Annotated in this window: 16 protein-coding genes and 2 tRNA genes; 9 read left to right on the top strand and 9 right to left on the bottom strand. The window is 74.4% G+C overall.

The features are described from left to right. Nucleotides 1-276 precede the first annotated feature (276 nt). On the top strand, nucleotides 277-1,503 hold the full coding sequence (locus tag LN042_RS33785; RefSeq protein WP_230055275.1) for a M64 family metallopeptidase: 1,227 nt from the start codon (nucleotides 277-279) through the stop codon (nucleotides 1,501-1,503). A 64-nt stretch (nucleotides 1,504-1,567) separates the two neighbouring features. Beyond that, complete coding sequence (locus LN042_RS33790; protein WP_230055276.1) at nucleotides 1,568-2,917, top strand: MFS transporter; 1,350 nt, start codon at nucleotides 1,568-1,570, stop codon at nucleotides 2,915-2,917. Nucleotides 2,918-2,933: 16 nt separating this feature from the next. Here the strand turns inward: LN042_RS33790 and LN042_RS33795 are convergent, their stop codons facing one another. Further along, nucleotides 2,934-3,770: a maleylpyruvate isomerase family mycothiol-dependent enzyme gene (locus LN042_RS33795; protein WP_230055277.1), complete on the bottom strand. Its 837-nt coding sequence runs from the start codon at nucleotides 3,768-3,770 to the stop codon at nucleotides 2,934-2,936. 184 nt (nucleotides 3,771-3,954) lie between these two features. On the opposite strand from LN042_RS33795, the gene LN042_RS33800 reads away from it, so the two are divergent. The 3 genes from LN042_RS33800 to LN042_RS33810 all read left to right on the top strand — a co-directional run bounded on the left by LN042_RS33800 (nucleotide 3,955) and on the right by LN042_RS33810 (nucleotide 6,317). Next, complete coding sequence (locus tag LN042_RS33800; RefSeq protein ID WP_230055278.1) at nucleotides 3,955-4,758, top strand: carbon-nitrogen family hydrolase; 804 nt, start codon at nucleotides 3,955-3,957, stop codon at nucleotides 4,756-4,758. Nucleotides 4,759-4,819: 61 nt separating this feature from the next. Further along, a complete protein-coding gene (locus LN042_RS33805; RefSeq protein WP_230055279.1) occupies nucleotides 4,820-5,599 on the top strand; it encodes a GntR family transcriptional regulator in 780 nt (259 codons plus the stop codon). Between the two features lie 70 nt (nucleotides 5,600-5,669). Beyond that, entirely contained in the window at nucleotides 5,670-6,317 is a 648-nt protein-coding gene (locus LN042_RS33810; RefSeq protein ID WP_230055280.1) for a putative DNA-mimic protein, read from the top strand. A gap of 51 nt (nucleotides 6,318-6,368) precedes the next feature. Here the strand turns inward: LN042_RS33810 and LN042_RS33815 are convergent, their stop codons facing one another. Next, the gene (locus LN042_RS33815) at nucleotides 6,369-7,163 is read right to left on the bottom strand and encodes an SLATT domain-containing protein (protein WP_230055281.1); all 795 of its coding nucleotides are present in this window, start codon (nucleotides 7,161-7,163) and stop codon (nucleotides 6,369-6,371) included. A gap of 316 nt (nucleotides 7,164-7,479) precedes the next feature. On the opposite strand from LN042_RS33815, the gene purD reads away from it, so the two are divergent. From purD to LN042_RS33835, 4 genes are all read left to right on the top strand, one after another. After that, complete coding sequence (purD, locus tag LN042_RS33820; RefSeq protein WP_230055282.1) at nucleotides 7,480-8,727, top strand: phosphoribosylamine--glycine ligase; 1,248 nt, start codon at nucleotides 7,480-7,482, stop codon at nucleotides 8,725-8,727. 423 nt (nucleotides 8,728-9,150) lie between these two features. Beyond that, the gene (locus tag LN042_RS33825; RefSeq protein WP_230055283.1) at nucleotides 9,151-10,641 is read left to right on the top strand and encodes a M48 family metalloprotease; all 1,491 of its coding nucleotides are present in this window, start codon (nucleotides 9,151-9,153) and stop codon (nucleotides 10,639-10,641) included. Between the two features lie 146 nt (nucleotides 10,642-10,787). Beyond that, a complete protein-coding gene (locus tag LN042_RS33830; RefSeq protein ID WP_230055296.1) occupies nucleotides 10,788-12,326 on the top strand; it encodes a N,N-dimethylformamidase beta subunit family domain-containing protein in 1,539 nt (512 codons plus the stop codon). Nucleotides 12,327-12,387: 61 nt separating this feature from the next. Beyond that, the gene (locus LN042_RS33835; RefSeq protein WP_230055284.1) at nucleotides 12,388-13,287 is read left to right on the top strand and encodes a phosphoribosylaminoimidazolesuccinocarboxamide synthase; all 900 of its coding nucleotides are present in this window, start codon (nucleotides 12,388-12,390) and stop codon (nucleotides 13,285-13,287) included. Nucleotides 13,288-13,294: 7 nt separating this feature from the next. Here the strand turns inward: LN042_RS33835 and LN042_RS33840 are convergent, their stop codons facing one another. The 7 genes from LN042_RS33840 to LN042_RS33870 form a co-directional block, all read right to left on the bottom strand. Then, a complete protein-coding gene (locus LN042_RS33840; RefSeq protein ID WP_230055285.1) occupies nucleotides 13,295-13,912 on the bottom strand; it encodes a response regulator transcription factor in 618 nt (205 codons plus the stop codon). Then, complete coding sequence (locus tag LN042_RS33845; protein WP_230055297.1) at nucleotides 13,909-15,138, bottom strand: sensor histidine kinase; 1,230 nt, start codon at nucleotides 15,136-15,138, stop codon at nucleotides 13,909-13,911. The genes LN042_RS33840 and LN042_RS33845 overlap by 4 nt, the downstream gene beginning before the upstream one ends. Nucleotides 15,139-15,191: 53 nt before the next feature. Next, on the bottom strand, nucleotides 15,192-16,007 hold the full coding sequence (locus tag LN042_RS33850; protein ID WP_230055286.1) for an ABC transporter permease: 816 nt from the start codon (nucleotides 16,005-16,007) through the stop codon (nucleotides 15,192-15,194). Continuing rightward, on the bottom strand, nucleotides 16,004-16,975 hold the full coding sequence (locus LN042_RS33855) for an ABC transporter ATP-binding protein (protein WP_230055287.1): 972 nt from the start codon (nucleotides 16,973-16,975) through the stop codon (nucleotides 16,004-16,006). Before LN042_RS33855 ends, LN042_RS33850 begins: the two co-directional genes overlap by 4 nt. 184 nt (nucleotides 16,976-17,159) lie before the next feature. Next, nucleotides 17,160-17,235 (bottom strand) — tRNA-Gly (locus LN042_RS33860). A 46-nt stretch (nucleotides 17,236-17,281) separates the two neighbouring features. Then, nucleotides 17,282-17,354, bottom strand: a tRNA-Gly gene (locus LN042_RS33865). A 132-nt stretch (nucleotides 17,355-17,486) separates the two neighbouring features. Then, complete coding sequence (locus tag LN042_RS33870; RefSeq protein ID WP_101380749.1) at nucleotides 17,487-17,804, bottom strand: histone-like nucleoid-structuring protein Lsr2; 318 nt, start codon at nucleotides 17,802-17,804, stop codon at nucleotides 17,487-17,489. Nucleotides 17,805-18,134 lie beyond the last annotated feature (330 nt).

The following is an 18,134-nucleotide window of genomic DNA, read 5'->3' on the forward strand; positions in this document are numbered from 1 at the left end:
GCGACGCCGAACGCGGCGGCACCCGAGGCCGGCGGCGCACTGCCGGCACCGAACAGCGTCCACGAGTTGTCCTCGCTGCCGGGGGAGGAGGCCGGCCCGGGGTGGATCGGCGTCGTGGAAGTCGAACCTGCCCTGGGCGTCATGGAGGCCCTCGGTCGTGAGCCGAGTGGGTGAGATATGCGGCGAAAAATCGGATTATCGGCACGGGCTGGGTACCTCTGAGCAACCCCCCACCCGAGCGCCCGCCGGGTGACCGGAGCCCCGAGGACCGATCCGATGACGCCTGGCAGTCCTGGCCGTCTCGTCCGGAGTCTGGCCGCGCTGGTCCTGCTCGCCACCGCCGTGGCGCCCGCCCTGGCCGGGCTCGTCGATCCGGCGTCGTTCGACTCCCTCGGCCTGCTCCCCGGCCGCGCCGTCCCGCCGCCCGGCGCGCACCCCGCCCGGCTGCACGGACCGGGCGCGGCCCCGACGGTGGACCTCCGGCGCACCGGCGACCCGGCCAACCGGATCACCCTGGTGCTGCTCGGCGACGGCTACACCAAGGCCCAGCAGCCGCTCTTCCAGCAGCAGGCGGACCAGACCTGGCACGCCGTGATGAACATCGAGCCGTTCCGCAGCTACCAGGGCTTCTTCAACATACGGCGGGTCGACGTGGTCTCCGACACCTCCGGCATCGCCGAGGCGGACACCCGGGGGCAGCGGCCGAACACCCCGCTGGGGATGCACTTCTGGTGCGACGGCACCGCCCGGCTGCTGTGCGCCGACGAGTCCGCCACCGCCCGCTACGCCGGGTCCGGCAGCGGCCCGCAGTACCTGATCGCGCTGGCCAACTCCACCGAGTACGGCGGGGCCGGCGGCACCGGCGTGACCACGCTGGCCGGCGGCAGCCCCGACGCGGGCCGGATCATCCAGCACGAGATCGGCCACACCATCGGCGAGCTCGGCGACGAGTACGACAGCGCCCCGGGCGACACCGACTACCCCAACCTCTCCGACCGCGGCGCCGACGCGATGCGCCACGACCACACCAAGTGGTGGCGCTGGCTGGGCGCCCAGTCCCCGGACGGCGGCGGTGTGGTGGACACCTACCGCAGCGCCAACGGCACCTACCGGCCGACCTCCGACTCGGTGATGCGCACCCTGGGCGGCAGCTACAACCTGCCCTCCCGGGAGGCGATCATCGAGCAGCTCTACCGCCGGGTCTCCCCGCTGGACGGCGCCGATCCGGCGCCCGGACAGCTCAGCGGCCACCCGCGGCTGACGGTCCATCCGGTGGAACTGACCGGTGGGCGCCACCTGGAGGTGGCCTGGCGGGTGGACGGGCGCACGGTGGCCTCCCCGGCGCCGGACCACACCTGGTTCGAGCCCTCCGTGCTGGGTCTGCAGCCCGGGCAGCGGGCCACCGTGACGGCGACCGTCCGGGACACCACCGACTGGGTGCGCGACGAGGCGTTCCGCGCCCGGCGGATGACCCGCACGGTGACCTGGGTGCTGACCGGCTGAGCCGGTGGGGCGGTGCGCACCCGACCCGGGCATCGAATGATGGGATGACTAGTCTGGGCGCACTATGCCCGTGGACCCCGTCGCCCGCCCTCCCCGACCCACCGCCGTCACCGCCCCCGGCGAACTGCCCGCGCCCGACGGTCCACCGGGAGGCCGGGCCGCCTGGCTGGCCTGGTCCGTCGCGGTCAGCGTCTACGTCCTGGCGGTGATCCACCGCACCAGCCTGGGCGTCGCCGGGCTGGACGCGGCCCACCGGTTCGGCATCGGCGCCTCCGCGCTCTCCGCCTTCTCCATCCTCCAGGTGCTGGTCTACGCGGCGATGCAGATACCGGTCGGGCTGCTGGTCGACCGGTTCGGGCCGCGCCGGGTGCTGCTGGCCGGGGTGCTGCTGCTCAGCGCCGGACAGCTGGCGTTCGCCCTCAGCAGCTCGTTCGGGCCCGCGCTGGCCTCCCGGGCGGTGCTCGGCTGCGGCGACGCGATGACCTTCATCAGCGTGCTGCGGGTCGCCGCGCGCTGGTTCCCGGCGGCGCAGAACCCGCTGGTCGCCCAGCTGACCGGACTGGCCGGGATGGTCGGCAACCTGGTCTCCACCGCGGTGCTGGCACAGGCCCTGCACCGCGAGGGCTGGACCGCCGCCTTCGGCGCCGTCGCGGCGCTCGGCGCGGGGGTGTTCGTCCTGGTCGCACTGCTGCTCAAGGAGGCGCCGGCCGTCCCGCGGCCCGCGGCCGCGGGAACGGCGGTCGTGGCGCCCGGTGCCGGGGCGGTGGCCGTCGACCGGCCGCCGCTGCCGGCCCAGCTGCGGCACTGCTGGCGCGAGCCGGGCACCAGACTGGGCCTGTGGGTGCACTTCACCACCCAGTTCCCGGGCAACACCTTCGGGCTGCTCTGGGGCCTGCCCTACCTGGTGGAGGGTCAGGGCATGAGCCGCGGCCGGGCGGCCGGGCTGCTCACCCTGCTGGTGGTCAGCACCATGGCCTTCGGGTTGCTCTTCGGCCGGATCCTCTCCCGGACGGCGGCGGCCCGGATGCCGATCACCCTCACCGTGATCGGCGCGACCGCGCTCTGCTGGGCGGTGGCGCTCTGCTGGCCCGGTGGGCACCCGCCGCTCTGGCTGATCGTGCTGCTCGTCCTGGTGATGGGCAGCAACGGGCCGGCCTCGCTGGTCGGCCTGGAGTACGCCCGGGTGCACAACCCGGGGCACCGGCTGGGCACGGCCTCCGGGATCGCCAACATGGGCGGGTTCCTGGCGACCATCGTGACCCTGTTCGGGGTCGGGGTGCTGCTCGACTCGGTCTCCCACGGCGGCGGGGCCTACTCGGCGGGCGCGTTCCGGCTGGCCTTCTGCTGGCTCTACGCGCCGCTGCTGCTGGGCACGGTGATGATCCTCAGGCTGCGCCGGGCGGTCGCCCGCTGACCGCCCGGCGCACCCGTCACGGGGTCAGCGAGAAGTTGGCCAGGATCCGGTCGGCCAGCTCCCGGTCGCCGTCCACGGTGAGCGCGCCGGCCGGCAGGGCGTCGGCCCGCACCCGGCCGGTGGCCAGCCGCAGGTAGTCCTCCCAGCCGACCGTGAACTGCACGTCCGGGCCCAGGCTGACCTGGGAACCGATGGTGCCGCGGCCGTTCTGGTCGACCCGGACGGTGCGCAGGAACTCCAGCGGGCCGGTGACGTCGACCACCACGGTGCTGCCGGCCGGCGCGCCCGCCTCCTTGGCGACCGTCCTGGGCAGCCCCTGCAGCAGCAGGTCCCGGGTGACCTGGGCGGCAGGGGAGTCCAGGTTGCCGGGCAGCCGCAGGGCCCGGCGCAGGTCCTGCTCGTGCACCCAGACGTCCAGCACCCGGCGGCGCAGCAGCTCGTGGTAGGGCACCTGGACGCTGGCCGGGCCGGTCGGCATCGGGACCAGGTCATCCGGTCCGGTGGTGGCGTTGCGCAGCGCCCGGGAGCGGCGGATGATCACGTACTCCAGCTCCGCCGTCATCTCCGGCGCGGTGTGGCAGCGGCGCTTGTCGACCGGCAGCTCCAGGTAGCGCTGCAGGTCGGTCTTGACGTGGAACAGGTCGCGGGGGAGGGAGTGGATCGGGCGGGGGTCGCCGAGCAGCTCGGACTCGACGGCGATCACGTGCGAGACGACGTCGCGCACCGACCATCCCGGGCACTCGGTGGGCCGGTTCCAGGAGTCCTCGGGCAGCAGGGCCAGCAGGTCCGATATGGATTCGATGGAGTGCGTCCAGGCATCCGTGTAGGTCTGGACGACCTGATTGTCGGTCACAGTGTCCTTGTCTCTCCGGCTCCGGCCATCCCTCGACTGCACCGCCCCCCCGGCCCCGGCCCCCGCTCCGGACGGGTTTCGAAGCTTCCGGGCGCACGCACTCACCGCACGTTACGCTGCCTGAGAGAGCAGGGCAGCGCTTTCGGGTGACGATCGTAGGTCTCTTGACGTGGACGGTGGTAGTGTGCGCGCCTCTTTGATCCAACTCGCGGTCGGCGACGACGAGCCGACGGCCGAGCGGCGGGCCCGCGCGGCCTCCCTGGTCCGTGCCCAGCAGGGCGCCGACCTGGTGGTGCTGCCCGAGCTCTGGCCGCTCGGCGGATTCGCCTCTGACACCTGGTCAACCGGCGCCGAGCCGCTCGACGGGCCGACCTCTGACGCGATGTCGGCGGCGGCCGCGGCGGCCGGCGTCTGGCTGCACGCCGGCTCGATCGTGGAGCGCGATCCGGACGGCCCCATCTACAACACCTCCCTGGTCTTCTCGCCCGGCGGCGAGCTGGTGCACACCTACCGCAAGATCCACCGCTTCGGCTTCGACAGCGGCGAGGCGGTGGCGATGGGCGCCGGACAGGAGATCGTCACCGCCGCCACCGACTTCGGCACCCTCGGCCTGGCCACCTGCTACGACCTGCGGTTCCCCGAGCTGTTCCGGGCGCTGCTGGACGCGGGGGCGGAGCTGCTGGTGGTCCCCGCGGCCTGGCCGGCCCGGCGCCGCGACCACTGGAGCCTGCTGGCCCGGGCCCGCGCGGTGGAGGAACAGGCGTACGTGCTGGCCTGCAACAACGCGGGCACCCACGCCGGCGTCGAGCAGGCCGGCCACAGCGTGGTGGTGGACCCGTGGGGCCGGGTGCTGGCCGAGGCGGGGCCCGACGAGGAGGTGCTGACCGTCGACTTCGACCCGGCCGAGGTGGCCAAGACGCGCCAGGAGTTCCCGGTCCACCGCGACCGGCTGCTCGGCATCCCCGCGCCGGTGCAGCGGACCTCCTGACGGTCGGGTTTGAGAGGATGACTCCTCGGTCCTGGCCCTGGAGCGTCGGAGGAGGAGTGCTGTGGCCGTCACCCGGGCGGGGCGTCTGCCGATCCAGCGCAACAGCCTGCGCGAGCAGATCGCCGGGGCGCTCCGCGAGGAGCTGATGGCCGGGCGGTTGGCGGCGGGCAGCAACTTCACCGTCAAGGAGATCGCCGAGCTCTACGGTGTCTCCGCCACCCCGGCCCGGGAGGCCCTGGTCGACCTGGCCGCCCAGGGCCTGCTGCAGGCCGAGCACCACCGCGGCTTCACCGTGCCGGAGCTCGGCTGGACCGACTTCCTGGAGATCTTCGAGGCCCGGGCGATGCTCACCGACAGCGCCTTCCGGCAGCTGGCGGTGCGGCCCACCGGCTACGACTGGAACCGGCTCGGCTCGCTGCGCCGCCGGGCCGAGGCGGCCGCCCGGGCGGCCCGGGCCGGGCAGCTGGACGTGATGGTCGGCTGCGACCGCCGGTTCTGGCAGGAGATGACGGCCTTCCTGGAGAACCGCCGGATCGCCGACTACCTGGACTGGCTGCGGGTGCAGGCCTGGATGTTCGCCGCCCCGCACCTGCGCGCCCAGGGCGAGCTGGCCGGGGTCTGCTGGGCCCGGCACACCGAGCTGGTCGAGCGGATCGCGGAGCACGACCTGGCCGGCGCGCACCGGATGACGAACGACTACAACCTGTTCACCGTGCGGCTGCTGGCCGACCTGGCCGGGGAGTCGCTGGACGCGGTCGCCGTGCTGCGGCTGCTCACCGCCGAGCCGGTCGGGGTCCTGCCCGGTCGGCCGCCCGCTCCGGATCCGACGCTGGGCCGGTAGGGTGGTCCGGGCGTCGAGCAGCCGGCCGGCGTCGCCCGCTGCTAGTTGACCGGAGAGGATGAAGCGGCCCGTGGCCTGCGACCTCTGGCTCGTACCGCTGGTGGACGTACTGAGCCACAGCCCCGAGAACCCGTTCCGCGAGGAGCTGGCGGTCTACAACGCGGCGCTCGCCGCGCGCGGCCTGCCGCCGGTGCCGGTGTACGAGTTCGCGCCGGGGGTCACCGGCGAGGTGGAGCCGATCGCCGCCTTCGACTACGACTCGCTGCACTTCCTGCGCCGGGCCTACCTGCTCCAGCTGACCGGCTTCCGGCTGACCCCGGTGGACGCGCTGGGCGGCGACTACGAGCAGCTGCTGGAGATGTTCGAGTCCAGCGCCGAGCAGTCGCACCTGGTCTGGCACTTCGACCACGCCGGCGCCTACGTGCCGATCGACTTCGCCGCCCCGCTGGTGGACCAGACGCTGCTGGCCTCCGGCGGACCGCTGGGCTCCTCCCACGGGCTGCTGCGCGAGCTGCAGGCGATCGCCCCGGCGCTGGGCATCGACCCGATGAACCCGCCGCGGCCGACCCGGCCGCTCGGCCCCACCGGGCTGGAGCAGCCGTTCGCCCCGCCGCTGGACGACGTGCACCCGTACGCGCGGGAGCGGCACGCCTGGGCGGGGCTGTACGCGGCGGCGACCCGCAGCCTGACCCAGGGCTCGATGGTGGTCTTCGCCTGAGCGATGGTGGTCTTCGCCCGAGCGGGTGCCGGGCGGCAGGCCGGCACCCGCTCAGCGCAGCCCGCCCTCCGGCGGCCGCTGCCGCGGCATGGTCGGCCTGGTCCCGGGCGGCGGCAGCACCCGCACCTGGGCCGGCACCCCGCCCTCCGGGCGGCTCCCCCAGCTGCCGGGCGCCTGGGTGGGCAGCTGGGTCATCCGGGCCCGGAACTCCAGCATCCACTCCGAGGTCTCGGCGCGGACCAGCTCCGAGACGTCCTCGCAGAACCGCCTCAGCACCCCGAGGCAGCGCTCGGCGGCCTCGCCCGCGGTGCCCTCCGTCGGCCCGAGCACCTCCCGCACGCACTCCGAGGCCCAGTCGAACTGGAAGGCCTCCAGCCGCCGTTGCAGTGCCTGCGCGGTGCTGACGTCCCGCATCCAGCCGGAGCTGCACCCGAACACCCGGTCGGCGCCCAGGCAGCCGGCCGCCAGCGCCAGCGCGACGTAGCCCCAGGCGGCCGCGTGCTCGAACCGCCCGGTCAGCTGGACCAGCGGCAGCGCCACCCCGGCCACCCCGAGGACGGCCGCGCCGAACCGCAGCAGCCGTGCCCAGTGGCGCTTCCAGGTCCGGTCGCGGCGGTACCACTCGATCGCCTCGACGGCCCGCTCCTCGGACCAGCGGTAGAGCTCCTCCAGTCGCTCGGCGGGCTCCCCCCAGTCGCCCAGTGGGAACTGGCGGGCGCTCAGGTCCGCACGACGACGGGTGGTCGCCCGGTCCCGGCCGCTGCCGGTGGTCGTGGTGGGCTGGTCCTCCTCGCCGATCTCCTTGCCCCAGGGACTTTCCTCGGGCTGCATTTCGGGCTGGCTCACCTGTGGGGCTCCCTTGACGGGCCTGGTTGTCGGGCTCTGCTGGGTATCCAACAGCACTTCTTACCGCCAAATGGCTGATCGCGTCGGACTTCCGGACCGATCGTTACCCGAAAGGGCGTCAGAACCCGGGGCGGACCGGTTCCGGAAGACGAGCCGGTTTCACTCATCCGAGCGAGGGCCCGAACCGCCGCGGACCTGACCCGGTGTACCGACTGGTCGAACAGACAAGCGCACGCCGGTCCGAACCCATGATCGCTGGAGCTTCGCACAGCCCGGTCGACCAGCGGGATCGGGCCACCGGCTACCCTTGCCAAGCGTGAAGGTCCTCGTCATCGGCGGCGGCGCCCGCGAACACGCCCTGTGCCGCTCCCTGTCCCAAGATCCCGCCGTCAGCGAGCTGCACTGCGCCCCGGGCAACGCCGGGATCGCGCAGCTGGCCGCGGTCCACCCGGTCGACCAGCTGGACGGCACCGCCGTGACCGGGCTGGCCCGCGAGCTGGCCGCCGACCTGGTGGTGGTCGGTCCCGAGGCGCCGCTGGTCGCCGGCGTCGCCGACCCGCTGCGGGCGGCCGGCATCCCGGTATTCGGCCCGTCCGCCGAGGCCGCCCGACTCGAGGGCTCCAAGGCCTTCGCCAAGGACGTGATGGCCGCCGCCGGCGTGCCCACCGCCCGCTCCTACGTCTGCACCACCCCGGAGGAGGCCGCCGAGGCGCTGGACGCCTTCGGCGCCCCCCACGTGGTCAAGGACGACGGCCTGGCGGCCGGCAAGGGCGTGGTGGTCACCGCCGACCGCACCGCCGCGCTGGCCCACGCCGCCGGCTGCGACCGGGTGGTGATCGAGGAGTACCTGGACGGTCCCGAGGTCTCGCTGTTCGCCATCACCGACGGCACCACCGTGCTCCCGCTCCAGCCGGCCCAGGACTTCAAGCGGGCGCTGGACGGCGACGCCGGCCCGAACACCGGCGGCATGGGCGCCTACTCGCCGCTGCCCTGGGCGCCGCCCGGCCTGGTCCAGGAGGTGCTGGACACCGTCCTGCAGCCCACCGTGGACGAGCTGCGCCGCCGCGGCACCCCGTTCTCCGGCCTGCTCTACGCGGGCCTGGCGCTCACCTCGCGCGGCACCCGGGTGATCGAGTTCAACGCCCGGTTCGGCGACCCGGAGACCCAGGTGGTGCTGGCCCGGCTGCGCACCCCGCTGGCGGGCGTGCTGCTGGCCGCCGCCAACGGCACGCTGGCCGACCTGGAGCCGCTGCGCTGGTCCGACGAGGCCGCGGTCACCGTGGTGGTGGCCGCCGAGGGCTACCCGGCCGCGCCCCGCACCGGTGACGTCATCGAGGGCCTGGCCGAGGCCGAGGCCGACGGCACCGCCTGGGTGCTGCACGCCGGCACCAGGGCGGACGAGCAGGGCCGGGTGGTCAGCGCCGGCGGCCGGGTGCTCTCGGTCACCGCGACCGGCAAGGACCTGGCGCAGGCCCGGGAGCGGGCCTACGAGGGCGTCGCCGGGATCCGGCTGGCGGGCTCCCAGCACCGCACCGACATCGCGCTGAAGGCCGCCGCCCGGTAGCGGCCGCGACGAGGGGCGCCGCGTTCCGGGAACACTCCCATGGACGCAGCGCCCCTCGGCATTTCCGCGTCCCGCGGGGCGGCCGGAGGTCCGCTTGCGAACGGGCGGCCGATTCCAGTCCTTCGAGTGAATGCCGGAACAACCGGCTGACGCGACCGGCCGGGCGGCCGTAGGGTGCGCTGAACCGCGGGGCCGCTTCGGGTGGTTGTCGCGGTCGCCGCCGGGTGCGTCCGCCCTCGGAGGGGGAAGCTTCTCAGGGGCGGGCCGGACGGTGTCACCAGGACGGGTGGATTCCCGGCCGGGTCGGAACACCGGCCGGTCCGTGTGCGTCACACCTGTGCAGTGCGTCCGCGATCGGATGGAGTTGCCAACGATCGCTGTCCGGCACGGTCATGTCCGACTCCGAAGGGGGTGCAGCACCGGATGGCCGCTCTCGACGCCGCCCGCGCCCAAGCCCGGGCGCTGCTGCGGATCCGCGCCCTGGCCCGGGCGGCCGCGGTGCTGCCCGCCGCCGTCGCGGTGGTGCTGCTGGCCGGGCGGTTCACCGGCCGGATCGGCGCGCCCGGCGCGCCCGACGCGTTCGGCTGGGACGTCGTCCGCTGCGTGGTCGGCGCCTTCGCGGTGCTGGTGGGGCTGGTCGCGCTGGCCGCGATCCGCCGGCACGCCCGCGCGGTGCCGCCCAGCACTCCGGCGATAGCGGTCGAGCCGGCGCAGGCCCCCGAGCTGCACCGGATGATCGAGGAGCTGGCCCACCGGCTCGGCGTGCCCGCGCCCGGCGCCATCGCGCTCACCCCGGACTGCGACAGCTGGCTGGAGGAGCCGTCCGGCGGCCCCGGCCGGGCACCGCTGCTGGTGCTCGGTTCGCCCTTCCTGTGGTGGATGCGGGCCGGCGAGCTGCGGGCGCTGCTGGCGCCGGTGGTGGCCGGCACCGCGGCGGCGGCCGATCCGGAGATCGCGGCCGCCCGCCGGTTCGTCCGCGGGCTGGACGCGGCCCTGGGCGGCGGCCGGCGCACCCCGTCGGCCCGGCTGCTGGACCGGATCACCCGGGCGCTGCTGCGGGCCTGTCGGGGCCACGCGGCCGAGTTGGAGCGGGCGGCGGCCGCCGCCGCGGCCGAGCAGGCCCGGGCGGTGGACTACGGTCTGCGGATCGCCGCCCAGGGTCAGGTGGGTCTGGCCTACGCGGGCTGGGACCGGCTGCTCACCCGGGTCGCGCTGCCCGCCTGGCGGCTGGGCCGCCGGCCGGCCCAGCTGAACGCGGGCGTGGCGGCCGCGCTCACCGAGCTGTCCCGCCGGGACCGGTTGGCCGAGGGCTACGAGAGCCGGCTCGGCGACCGTCCGGCCTGCGACCTGCTGGAGGAGCCGGGCGCCATGGACGCGGCGGTCTCCCGGCTGGCCGCCGAGCTGTTCCACGGCCCGGCCCGCCCGGAGGGCCCGGGCGGCCGCGCCGAGCTGCTCTGGGACGACTACCCGGAGCAGGTGGTGGACCGCGGCTGGCGGCTGCAGGCGATGGCGCTGCAGGAGGCGCTGGACACCGTGGCCCCGGCGCCGGTCGGCCGTCCGGCGCCGACCCTGGCCCGACTGCTGGCCCGGTTGGAGGACGGCGGCGCGGCCTCGCTGGCCCGGGTGCTGGCGGCCGGCGAGCCGCTCGCGGTACCCGGCGCCCAGGAGCGCGGGGGGCGCGAACTGCTGGCGGACTGCGTGACGGCGATGGTCTGCTGCGCGGCGGTGGACGGCGCCGGCGGCAAGCCGGGGCTGGACTGGCTGGACGGCCCGGTGCTGCTGCTCGGCGGGGTGCGCCGGGGCGACCTGGCCGATCCGGTGGTGGAGGCCGTGGAGCTGGGCGCGGTGGCCGGGCTGCGCAACTGGCTGGAGGCGGCCGGGATCCGGCTGGAGAAGCCGGTCCGGCTCGGCTGACGGCCGGGCGAGCGCGTCGCAACGTCCGGCACCGTCAACCCGTACTCACTTCGGGTCACGTGCTGTCGGCACTCTGTGGTCTGCTGGACCACACGCATTTTTCCGTGGCACATGCCGCGGACGGGTGGGACCGCGGGAGGGACGGCGTGGAGCGGGAGTCGTCAGGTCGTAGATGGGAGTCCGGCACGCTCGCACACGGCGTCTCGGACCCGTTCGGGCAGGGACCGCTGCCCTGGTTGCGCAGCCCCGACCACTACTTCGAGGGCACCGAGGACGCCATCCCCTGGTACGTCAGCACCGACGCCCCGGGCCAGCGCCCGCTGCCCGCCCCGCCGCCCCCGCTGGTCGGCACCCCGCGCAACTCCGACGACGTGGTGCAGCAGATCAAGGGCTTCGCCGCGGCGGGAGTGGTGCACCCGGGCGGTGCGGTCGACCTGCGGGTCACCGTGCACCCGCCGCGCGACTTCCTGGTCGACGTCTACCGGATCGGCCACTACGCGGGCGCCGGCGCCCAGCACATGACCGCCTCGCCGCTGATCCCCGGTCTGCAGCAGCCGGCGCCGCTGGTGGTCGGACGGACGGTCAGCTGCCACCACTGGTGGCACACCTGGCGGCTGCAGATCCCCTCGCACTGGCGGCCGGGCGCCTACGTCGCCGTGCTCACCACCGCCGACCAGCGCCACCGCAGCCACATCCCGTTCACCGTGCGGGACCCGCTGACCTCCGGGCCGGCCGCCGAGCTGCTGCTGGTGCTGCCGGACGTCACCTGGCAGGCGTACAACCTGTTCCCCGAGGACGGCCACACCGGCGCCAGCCTCTACCACGCCTGGGACGAGCACGGGGCGCTGGTCGGCGAGCACCAGGCCGCCGTCACGGTCTCCTTCGACCGCCCGCACGCGGGGGCCGGGCTGCCGCTGCACGTCGGGCACGCCTACGACTTCATCCGCTGGGCCGAGCGGTACGGCTACGACCTGTCGTACGCCACCGCCTCAGACCTGCACGCCGGCCTGGTGGAGCCGTCCCGGCACCGGGCGCTGGTCTTCCCCGGGCACGACGAGTACTGGTCCGAGCCGATGCGCCGGGCCGCCGAGCGGGCCCGGGACGGCGGCACCTCGCTGGTCTTCCTCTCCGCCAACACCATGTACTGGCGGGTCGACCTGACTCCGAGCGCGGCCGGCGAACCCAACCGGCTGCTCAACTGCCGCAAGCGGCAGCGGGTCAAGCCGGGCTCGCCGGCGGCCGGCCGGCCCGGTGCGGCCAGCGCGCTGTGGCGGGACGCGGGCGAGCCCGAGCAGCAGCTGATCGGCGTGCAGTACGCGGGCCGGGTGGCCCAGCCGGTGCCGCTGCGGGCCGGCAACACCTGGCACTGGCTCTGGGCCGGCACCGGCCTGCGGGACGGCGACGAGGTTCCGGGCCTGGTGGCCGGTGAGGCGGACCGCTACTACCCCAAGGTGCCGCTCCCCGTGCACAGCGAGCGGATCCTGCTCGCCCATTCGCCCTACCAGGACGTGGACGGCCGCCCCCGGCACCAGGAGACCTCGCTCTACCGGGCGCCCAGCGGGGCCTACGTCTTCGCCTCCGGCACCTTCGCCTGGTCGCCCGCGCTGGACCGCCCGGGGCACACCGACGAGCGGATCCAGCGGGCCACCGCCAATCTGCTGGACCGGGTCTGCAAGGAGGGTTGAGCGCCCGCATGAAAGGATCAGTGCGTCCAGTGACCCCCATCTTCCGAGGACTGAGACCACCGTGAGCGGATTCGTCACCAAGCCCGAGCCGGTGCAGGTGCCCGGCCTGGAGCACCTCCACACCGGGAAGGTTCGCGAGCTCTACCGTGACCAGGCGGGTCGGCTGGTCATGGTGGCCAGCGACCGCACCTCGGCGTTCGACTGGGTGCTGCCGACCGACATCCCGGACAAGGGGCGGATCCTCACCCAGCTCTCGCTCTGGTGGTTCGAGCGGATCGCCGACCTGGTGCCCAACCACGTGATCTCCACCGAGCTGCCGCCCGGCGCCCCCGCCGACTGGGAGGGCCGCACCATGGTCTGCGACCCGCTGGACATGTTCCCGGTGGAGTGCGTGGCCCGCGGCTACCTGACCGGCTCCGGCCTGGCCGAGTACCAGCTCACCCGGACCGCCTGCGGCATCGCGCTGCCCGAGGGCCTGGTGGACGGCTCCGAGCTGCCCGCGCCGATCTTCACCCCGGCCACCAAGGCCGAGGTCGGCGAGCACGACGAGAACGTCTCCTACGAGGAGGTCGCCCGCCGGATCGGCGCCGACTGGGCGGCGGCGCTGCGGCAGACCACCCTGGCCGTCTACACCCGGGCCCGCGACATCGCCCGCGAGCAGGGCGTCATCGTGGCCGACACCAAGTTCGAGTTCGGCCTCGGCGGTGGCGAGCTGGTGATCGGCGACGAGGTGCTGACGCCGGACTCCTCGCGGTTCTGGCCGGCCGAGGAGTGGCAGCCGGGCCGGACCCAGCCGTCCTACGACAAGCAGATCATCCGGAACTGGCTGTCCTCCGCCGAGTCCGGCTGGAACCGCGACGCCGACCAGCCGCCGCCGGTGCTGCCCGCCGAGATCGCCGAGCGCACCCGGGCCCGCTACGTCGAGGTGTACGAGCGGCTCACCGGGACGGAGTGGGTCTGACCGGCGGTCAGATCCAGCCGTGCTCGCGGGCCAGCCGGACCGCGGCATGGCGGTTCTCGGCGCCCAGCTTGCCGGCTGCCGAGGACAGGTAGTTGCGCACCGTGCCGGGGGAGAGGGCGGCCCGGGCTGCGATCTCGGCCACCGAGGCGCCGTCCGCCGCCAGCTCCAGCACGTCGGTCTCGCGCGGGGTGAGCGGGCTGTCCCCCGCGCTGATCGCCTCGGCGGCCAGCTCCGGGTCCACGTAGCGGCCGCCGCCCCGCACGGTGCGGATGATCCCCGCGAGGTCGGCCGCCGAGACGGTCTTCGGCAGGAACCCGCGCACCCCGACCTCCAGGGCCCGCTTGAGGTAGCCGGGGCGGCCGTGACCGGTGACGATCATCGTCCGGCAGTCCGGCGCCAACCGGCGCAGCCGGCCGGCCACCTCGATGCCGTCCAGTCCGGGCATCTGCAGGTCGAGCACCGCGACGTCCGGCTGGTGCGCCTGGGCCATGGCCAGCGCCTCCGGGCCGGACGCCGCCTGGGCCACCACCGTCAGGTCGTCCTCCAGCGCCAGCAGGGCGGCCAGGGCACCGCGGATCAGGTGCTCGTCGTCGGCCAGCAGCAGTCGAACCGGTTCGGTGGTCACACCAACTCCTCGACGCGGGCGGGGGCGGTCGTGCGGGACAGCGGCAGGGCAGCGCGCAACGTGAAGCGGTCGCCCCGGTCGCAGCTCAGTTCGCCGCCGTGCGCGGCCAGCCGCTCGCGCAGCCCGGCCAGGCCGCTGCCCGGGGTGTGGTCGGCGGGCTCGGCGCGCAGCCCGTCGTTCACCAGCTCCAGCACGGTCCGCTCGCCGTCGCCGCTCAGCCGCACCGAGACGAGGGTGGCCTCGCTGTGCCGCAGCACATTGGTGGCCGCCTCGCGGACCACCCAGCCGAGCACCGACTGGACCAGCGGCGGCAGCGCCGCCGGATCGGGGCCGAGGTCGACCGCGCAGTCGATCCCGGCGGCCCGCAGCACCGAGCGGGCGCCGGCCACCTCGGCGGCCAGGTCGGCGGTGCGGTAGCCGCGCACCACCTCGCGCACCTCCCGGTGCGACTCCTGGGCGATCCGCTGCACCTCCACCATCTGGTCGGCGGCCTCCGGGCGGCCGCGCCGGGCCAGCTGCACGGCCAGCTCGGCCTTGAGCGCCATGGTGGTCAGGTTGCGGCCCAGCACGTCGTGCAGGTCGCGGGAGAACCGCAGCCGCTCCTCGGCCACCGCCAGCCGGGCCCGGTCCTCCTGGGCCCGGTCCAGCTCCCAGGCCGCCTTGACCACCCAGGCGGAGCAGCGGCAGCTCGCGGCGCAGAAGACCAGCCCGATCATCGACCCGACCACCGTGCCGACGGCCATGGCGACCGACTCGCAGGCGATCGCCAGCGGCGGCACCGTCAGCACCAGCATCGGGGCCGACCAGAGCGCCATCAGCAGCGGGCGCAGCGCGATGGTCGGGGCGACCACCCAGACCAGCAGCTGGAAGACGACGATGGTGGTGGTGCCGATCGGCGGCTTGCCCGCGTGGTGCGGCGCGAGCAGCAGCGTCAGCCAGATGCCCAGCTGGGCGGCGGCCGCGTGGACGAACAGCAGCTTGGTGGGGCGGGGTCCGCGCCCGCTGTGCGCCGCCAGCGCGGCCCGGACCAGCGGCACCGAGAGCGCGGAGTTCAGCAGCACGGTGGTCACCAGGGCCACCACGGCGATGTGGGCGGATTCCTTGTGCAGCTGCTGCACGCCCATCAGGAGCATCGAGACCGGCACGAAGACGGTCAGGCTGTACATCGACCAGCGGTTGTAGATCTCCACCCGCTTCGCCTTCGACTGGCTGCGCCAGCGCTCCATGAGCCGCACGCCGTCACCCTCCCCCTCGTTGCCGTTCGTCCTATCAGACCAGCTCAGCGGCGCGGTTCCCAGCGGAACCAGCGCCGGGCCGCCCAGCCGGCCAGCGCGGCCCAGGCCAGCGCGCCGACCAGGTAGAGCCACCAGCCGACCGGATGGTGCCCGCCGTCGCCGCCCAGCCAACCGGTGCGCAGCAGCGCCAGCGCCGGGGTGACCGGCAGCAGCCGGGCGACCAGCGCCATCGGGCCGGGCATCACGGCGAACGGGACCAGCAGCCCGGAGCCGAAGAGGGTCAGCATCGTCACCGGCAGGGTGGTGATCCCGGAGGTCTCCACGGTCTTGGTGAAGGCGCTGGAGAGCGCCGCCAGCGGCACCAGCACGGCCGGCGCGAGCAGCAGGCCGAGCAGCACCAGCACCGGGTCGCGGGGGGCGGGCAGCCCGAACAGGGCGGCGACGGCGACCGTGATGGCGGCCATCTGCAGCAGCGCCAGCAGCACCGCGGGCAGCGCGGTGCCGCCGAGGATCTCCGGGTCGGTGAGCTCACCGGTGCGCAGCCGCTTGAGCACCAGGTCGTTGCGCCGGGCGACGTAGGCCGCCGTCAGGTTGTAGTAGACGACGAAGAGCAGCACGGTCAGGTAGAAGCCGAGCACCAGGGCGGCGTGCAGGTCGCCGCCGGGCAGCCGGTCGCGCTGGGCCTTGAGCATCTGGTGCAGGCCGCCGATCAGGCAGACCGGCATCGCCACCGCCATGTAGACCGCGATCCGGTTGCGGCGCAGCAGCAGCGTCTCGGTGCGGGCCAGCGCCAGCATGCGGCGGGCGGCGCTGGGGGCGGTGGGGGTGCCCACCGCGGGGGTGCGGGTCGCGGTGCTCATCGGACGGCTCCGGTCATGGCGGGGGACTCGGCGGGGGCGGGGTGCTCGGGCTCGGCGGCGATCGCCAGGAAGGCCTCCTCCAGCGAGGCGCTGCGGGCGTCCAGGCCGGCCAGCTCGACCTGCTGCTGCTCGGCCCAGCGCAGCAACTCGGTCAGGGTGCGCTGGAGCCGGCGGGTGCGGATGGTGACCCGGCGGCCGGTGAAGCCGACTTCGGTGTCCGGCAGCGGCGGCAGGGTGGGCGAGTCGGGCTGTTCGGGCAGGTCGAAGGCGATCCGGGCCGGCTGGTCGGCGAGCACCTCGGCGACGGTGCCGGTGGCCACCACCAGGCCGTGGTGCATGATCGCCAGCCGGTCGGCCAGCTCCTCGGCCTCCTCCAGGTAGTGGGTGGTGAGCAGCACCGTGGTGCCGTCGGCGCGCAGGTCGCGGACCAGCTGCCAGACGGCGGCCCGGGCCTGCGGGTCCAGGCCGGTGGTCGGCTCGTCCAGGAAGAGCACCTCGGGGCGGCCGATCAGCGCGACCGCGAGGTCCAGCCGGCGCTTCTCGCCGCCGGAGAGCTGCTTGACCCGCACGGCGGCCTGGTCGGCCATGCCGACGAGGTCGAGCGCCTCGGCGACCGGGCGCGGGGCGGTGGTGGCGCCGGCCCAGCCGCGCAGGGTCTCGGCCACCGTCAGGTCGCCGGGGAAGCCGCCTTCCTGGAGCATGATGCCGATCCGCGGGCGGACGGCGGCGCGCTCCCGGTGGGGGTCGTGCCCGAGCACCGTGACGGTGCCGCCGGTCGGCCGGGCCAGGCCCTCGATCAGTTCCATGGTGGAGGTCTTGCCGGCGCCGTTGGTGCCGAGCAGGGCGAACAGCTCGCCGTGCCGGACACTGAGGTCGAGGCCGCGCACGGCCTCGAAGCCGTCGGCCGCGGTGCTGCCGTAGCGCCGGCGCAGGCCGCTGGCCCGGACGGCGTGGAGGGGGCTGGTCATGGTCCCAGCGTTCCGTCGGGCGCGGGCCGGCGGCAGTGCGCGCCCTCACCGATCGCCCGGGCACTCCCACGGGTCGGCGGTGACAAATGTCATCGGGATCGACCGCGCCACTGCGGCGACGACGCCCGGGGAAGGAGGCCGTGCGGGAAAACGAAAGCGGCCTCCCGGAGGAGACCGCTTCTCGTGGAGCGGACGACGAGATTCGAACTCGCGACCCTCACCTTGGCAAGGTGATGCTCTACCAACTGAGCCACGTCCGCACGATCTTCACTTGTTGTGCCCACCACCCTAGCAGGTGGTGCTGCGAGCGGACGACGAGATTCGAACTCGCGACCCTCACCTTGGCAAGGTGATGCTCTACCAACTGAGCCACGTCCGCATGTCGTGCTCCCGGTTCCTTTCGGCCCCGGTTGCGGCGACGAGAAATACTCTACCCCATCGTCGGGAGTGGTTGTGCACCCCTTCCGCCGCAGGCCCGCGGCCCGGCGAGCGGAAGGGGTGCCCGGCTGGGTCAGTTGGCCTCCGAGAAGGCTTCGTAGACGTGCTTGGGGATCCGGCCGCGGGCGGGCAGCTCCATGCCGCGCGACTGCGCCCAGGCGCGCACCGCGGCCGGGTCCGGGGCGAGCGCGGTGCGGCGGAAGGACTTTCCGGTGCGGCTCTGGCGGCGGCCGGCGGCGACGAACGGGGCGAGCGCCTCACGCAGCTTTTCCGCGTTGTCCACGGACAGGTCGATCTCGTACGACTTCCCGTCGACACCGAAGTGGACGGTTTCGGCGGCGGCCCCGCCGTCCAGGTCGTCGGAGAGCGTGACAACTACACGCTGAGCCATGGGCGTCAATCCTCTCGGCAATTCGGCCGCCCGGGCGCGTGTGCCGCGGCGGCCCTGTGCGCCGGCCGCGCGGGGGGCATACCGGTGGGCCTGGGCCCACCCGTCACACGGCTCCCCGCGATGCCGGTGGCCCTATTCTGCACCCCAAGGGCTGGGAAATCGACGGTCGATCCTTTCTTTTTCCGGAAATTCACCTCGCTTCGCCTTCGTACCGATACTTCGGCTCGGATTGCGGCAGGTATCACGGGTGGATCTGTCCCCACATGCCGGTATTCGCCGGTCCCGAAGCGCTGCCGCGGTGTTCCTGGGAACTCCTTTACAGGGGGAGGA

It is taken from the genome of Kitasatospora humi (genome assembly GCF_020907985.1).
Taxonomy (GTDB): Bacteria; Actinomycetota; Actinomycetes; order Streptomycetales; family Streptomycetaceae; genus Kitasatospora; species Kitasatospora humi.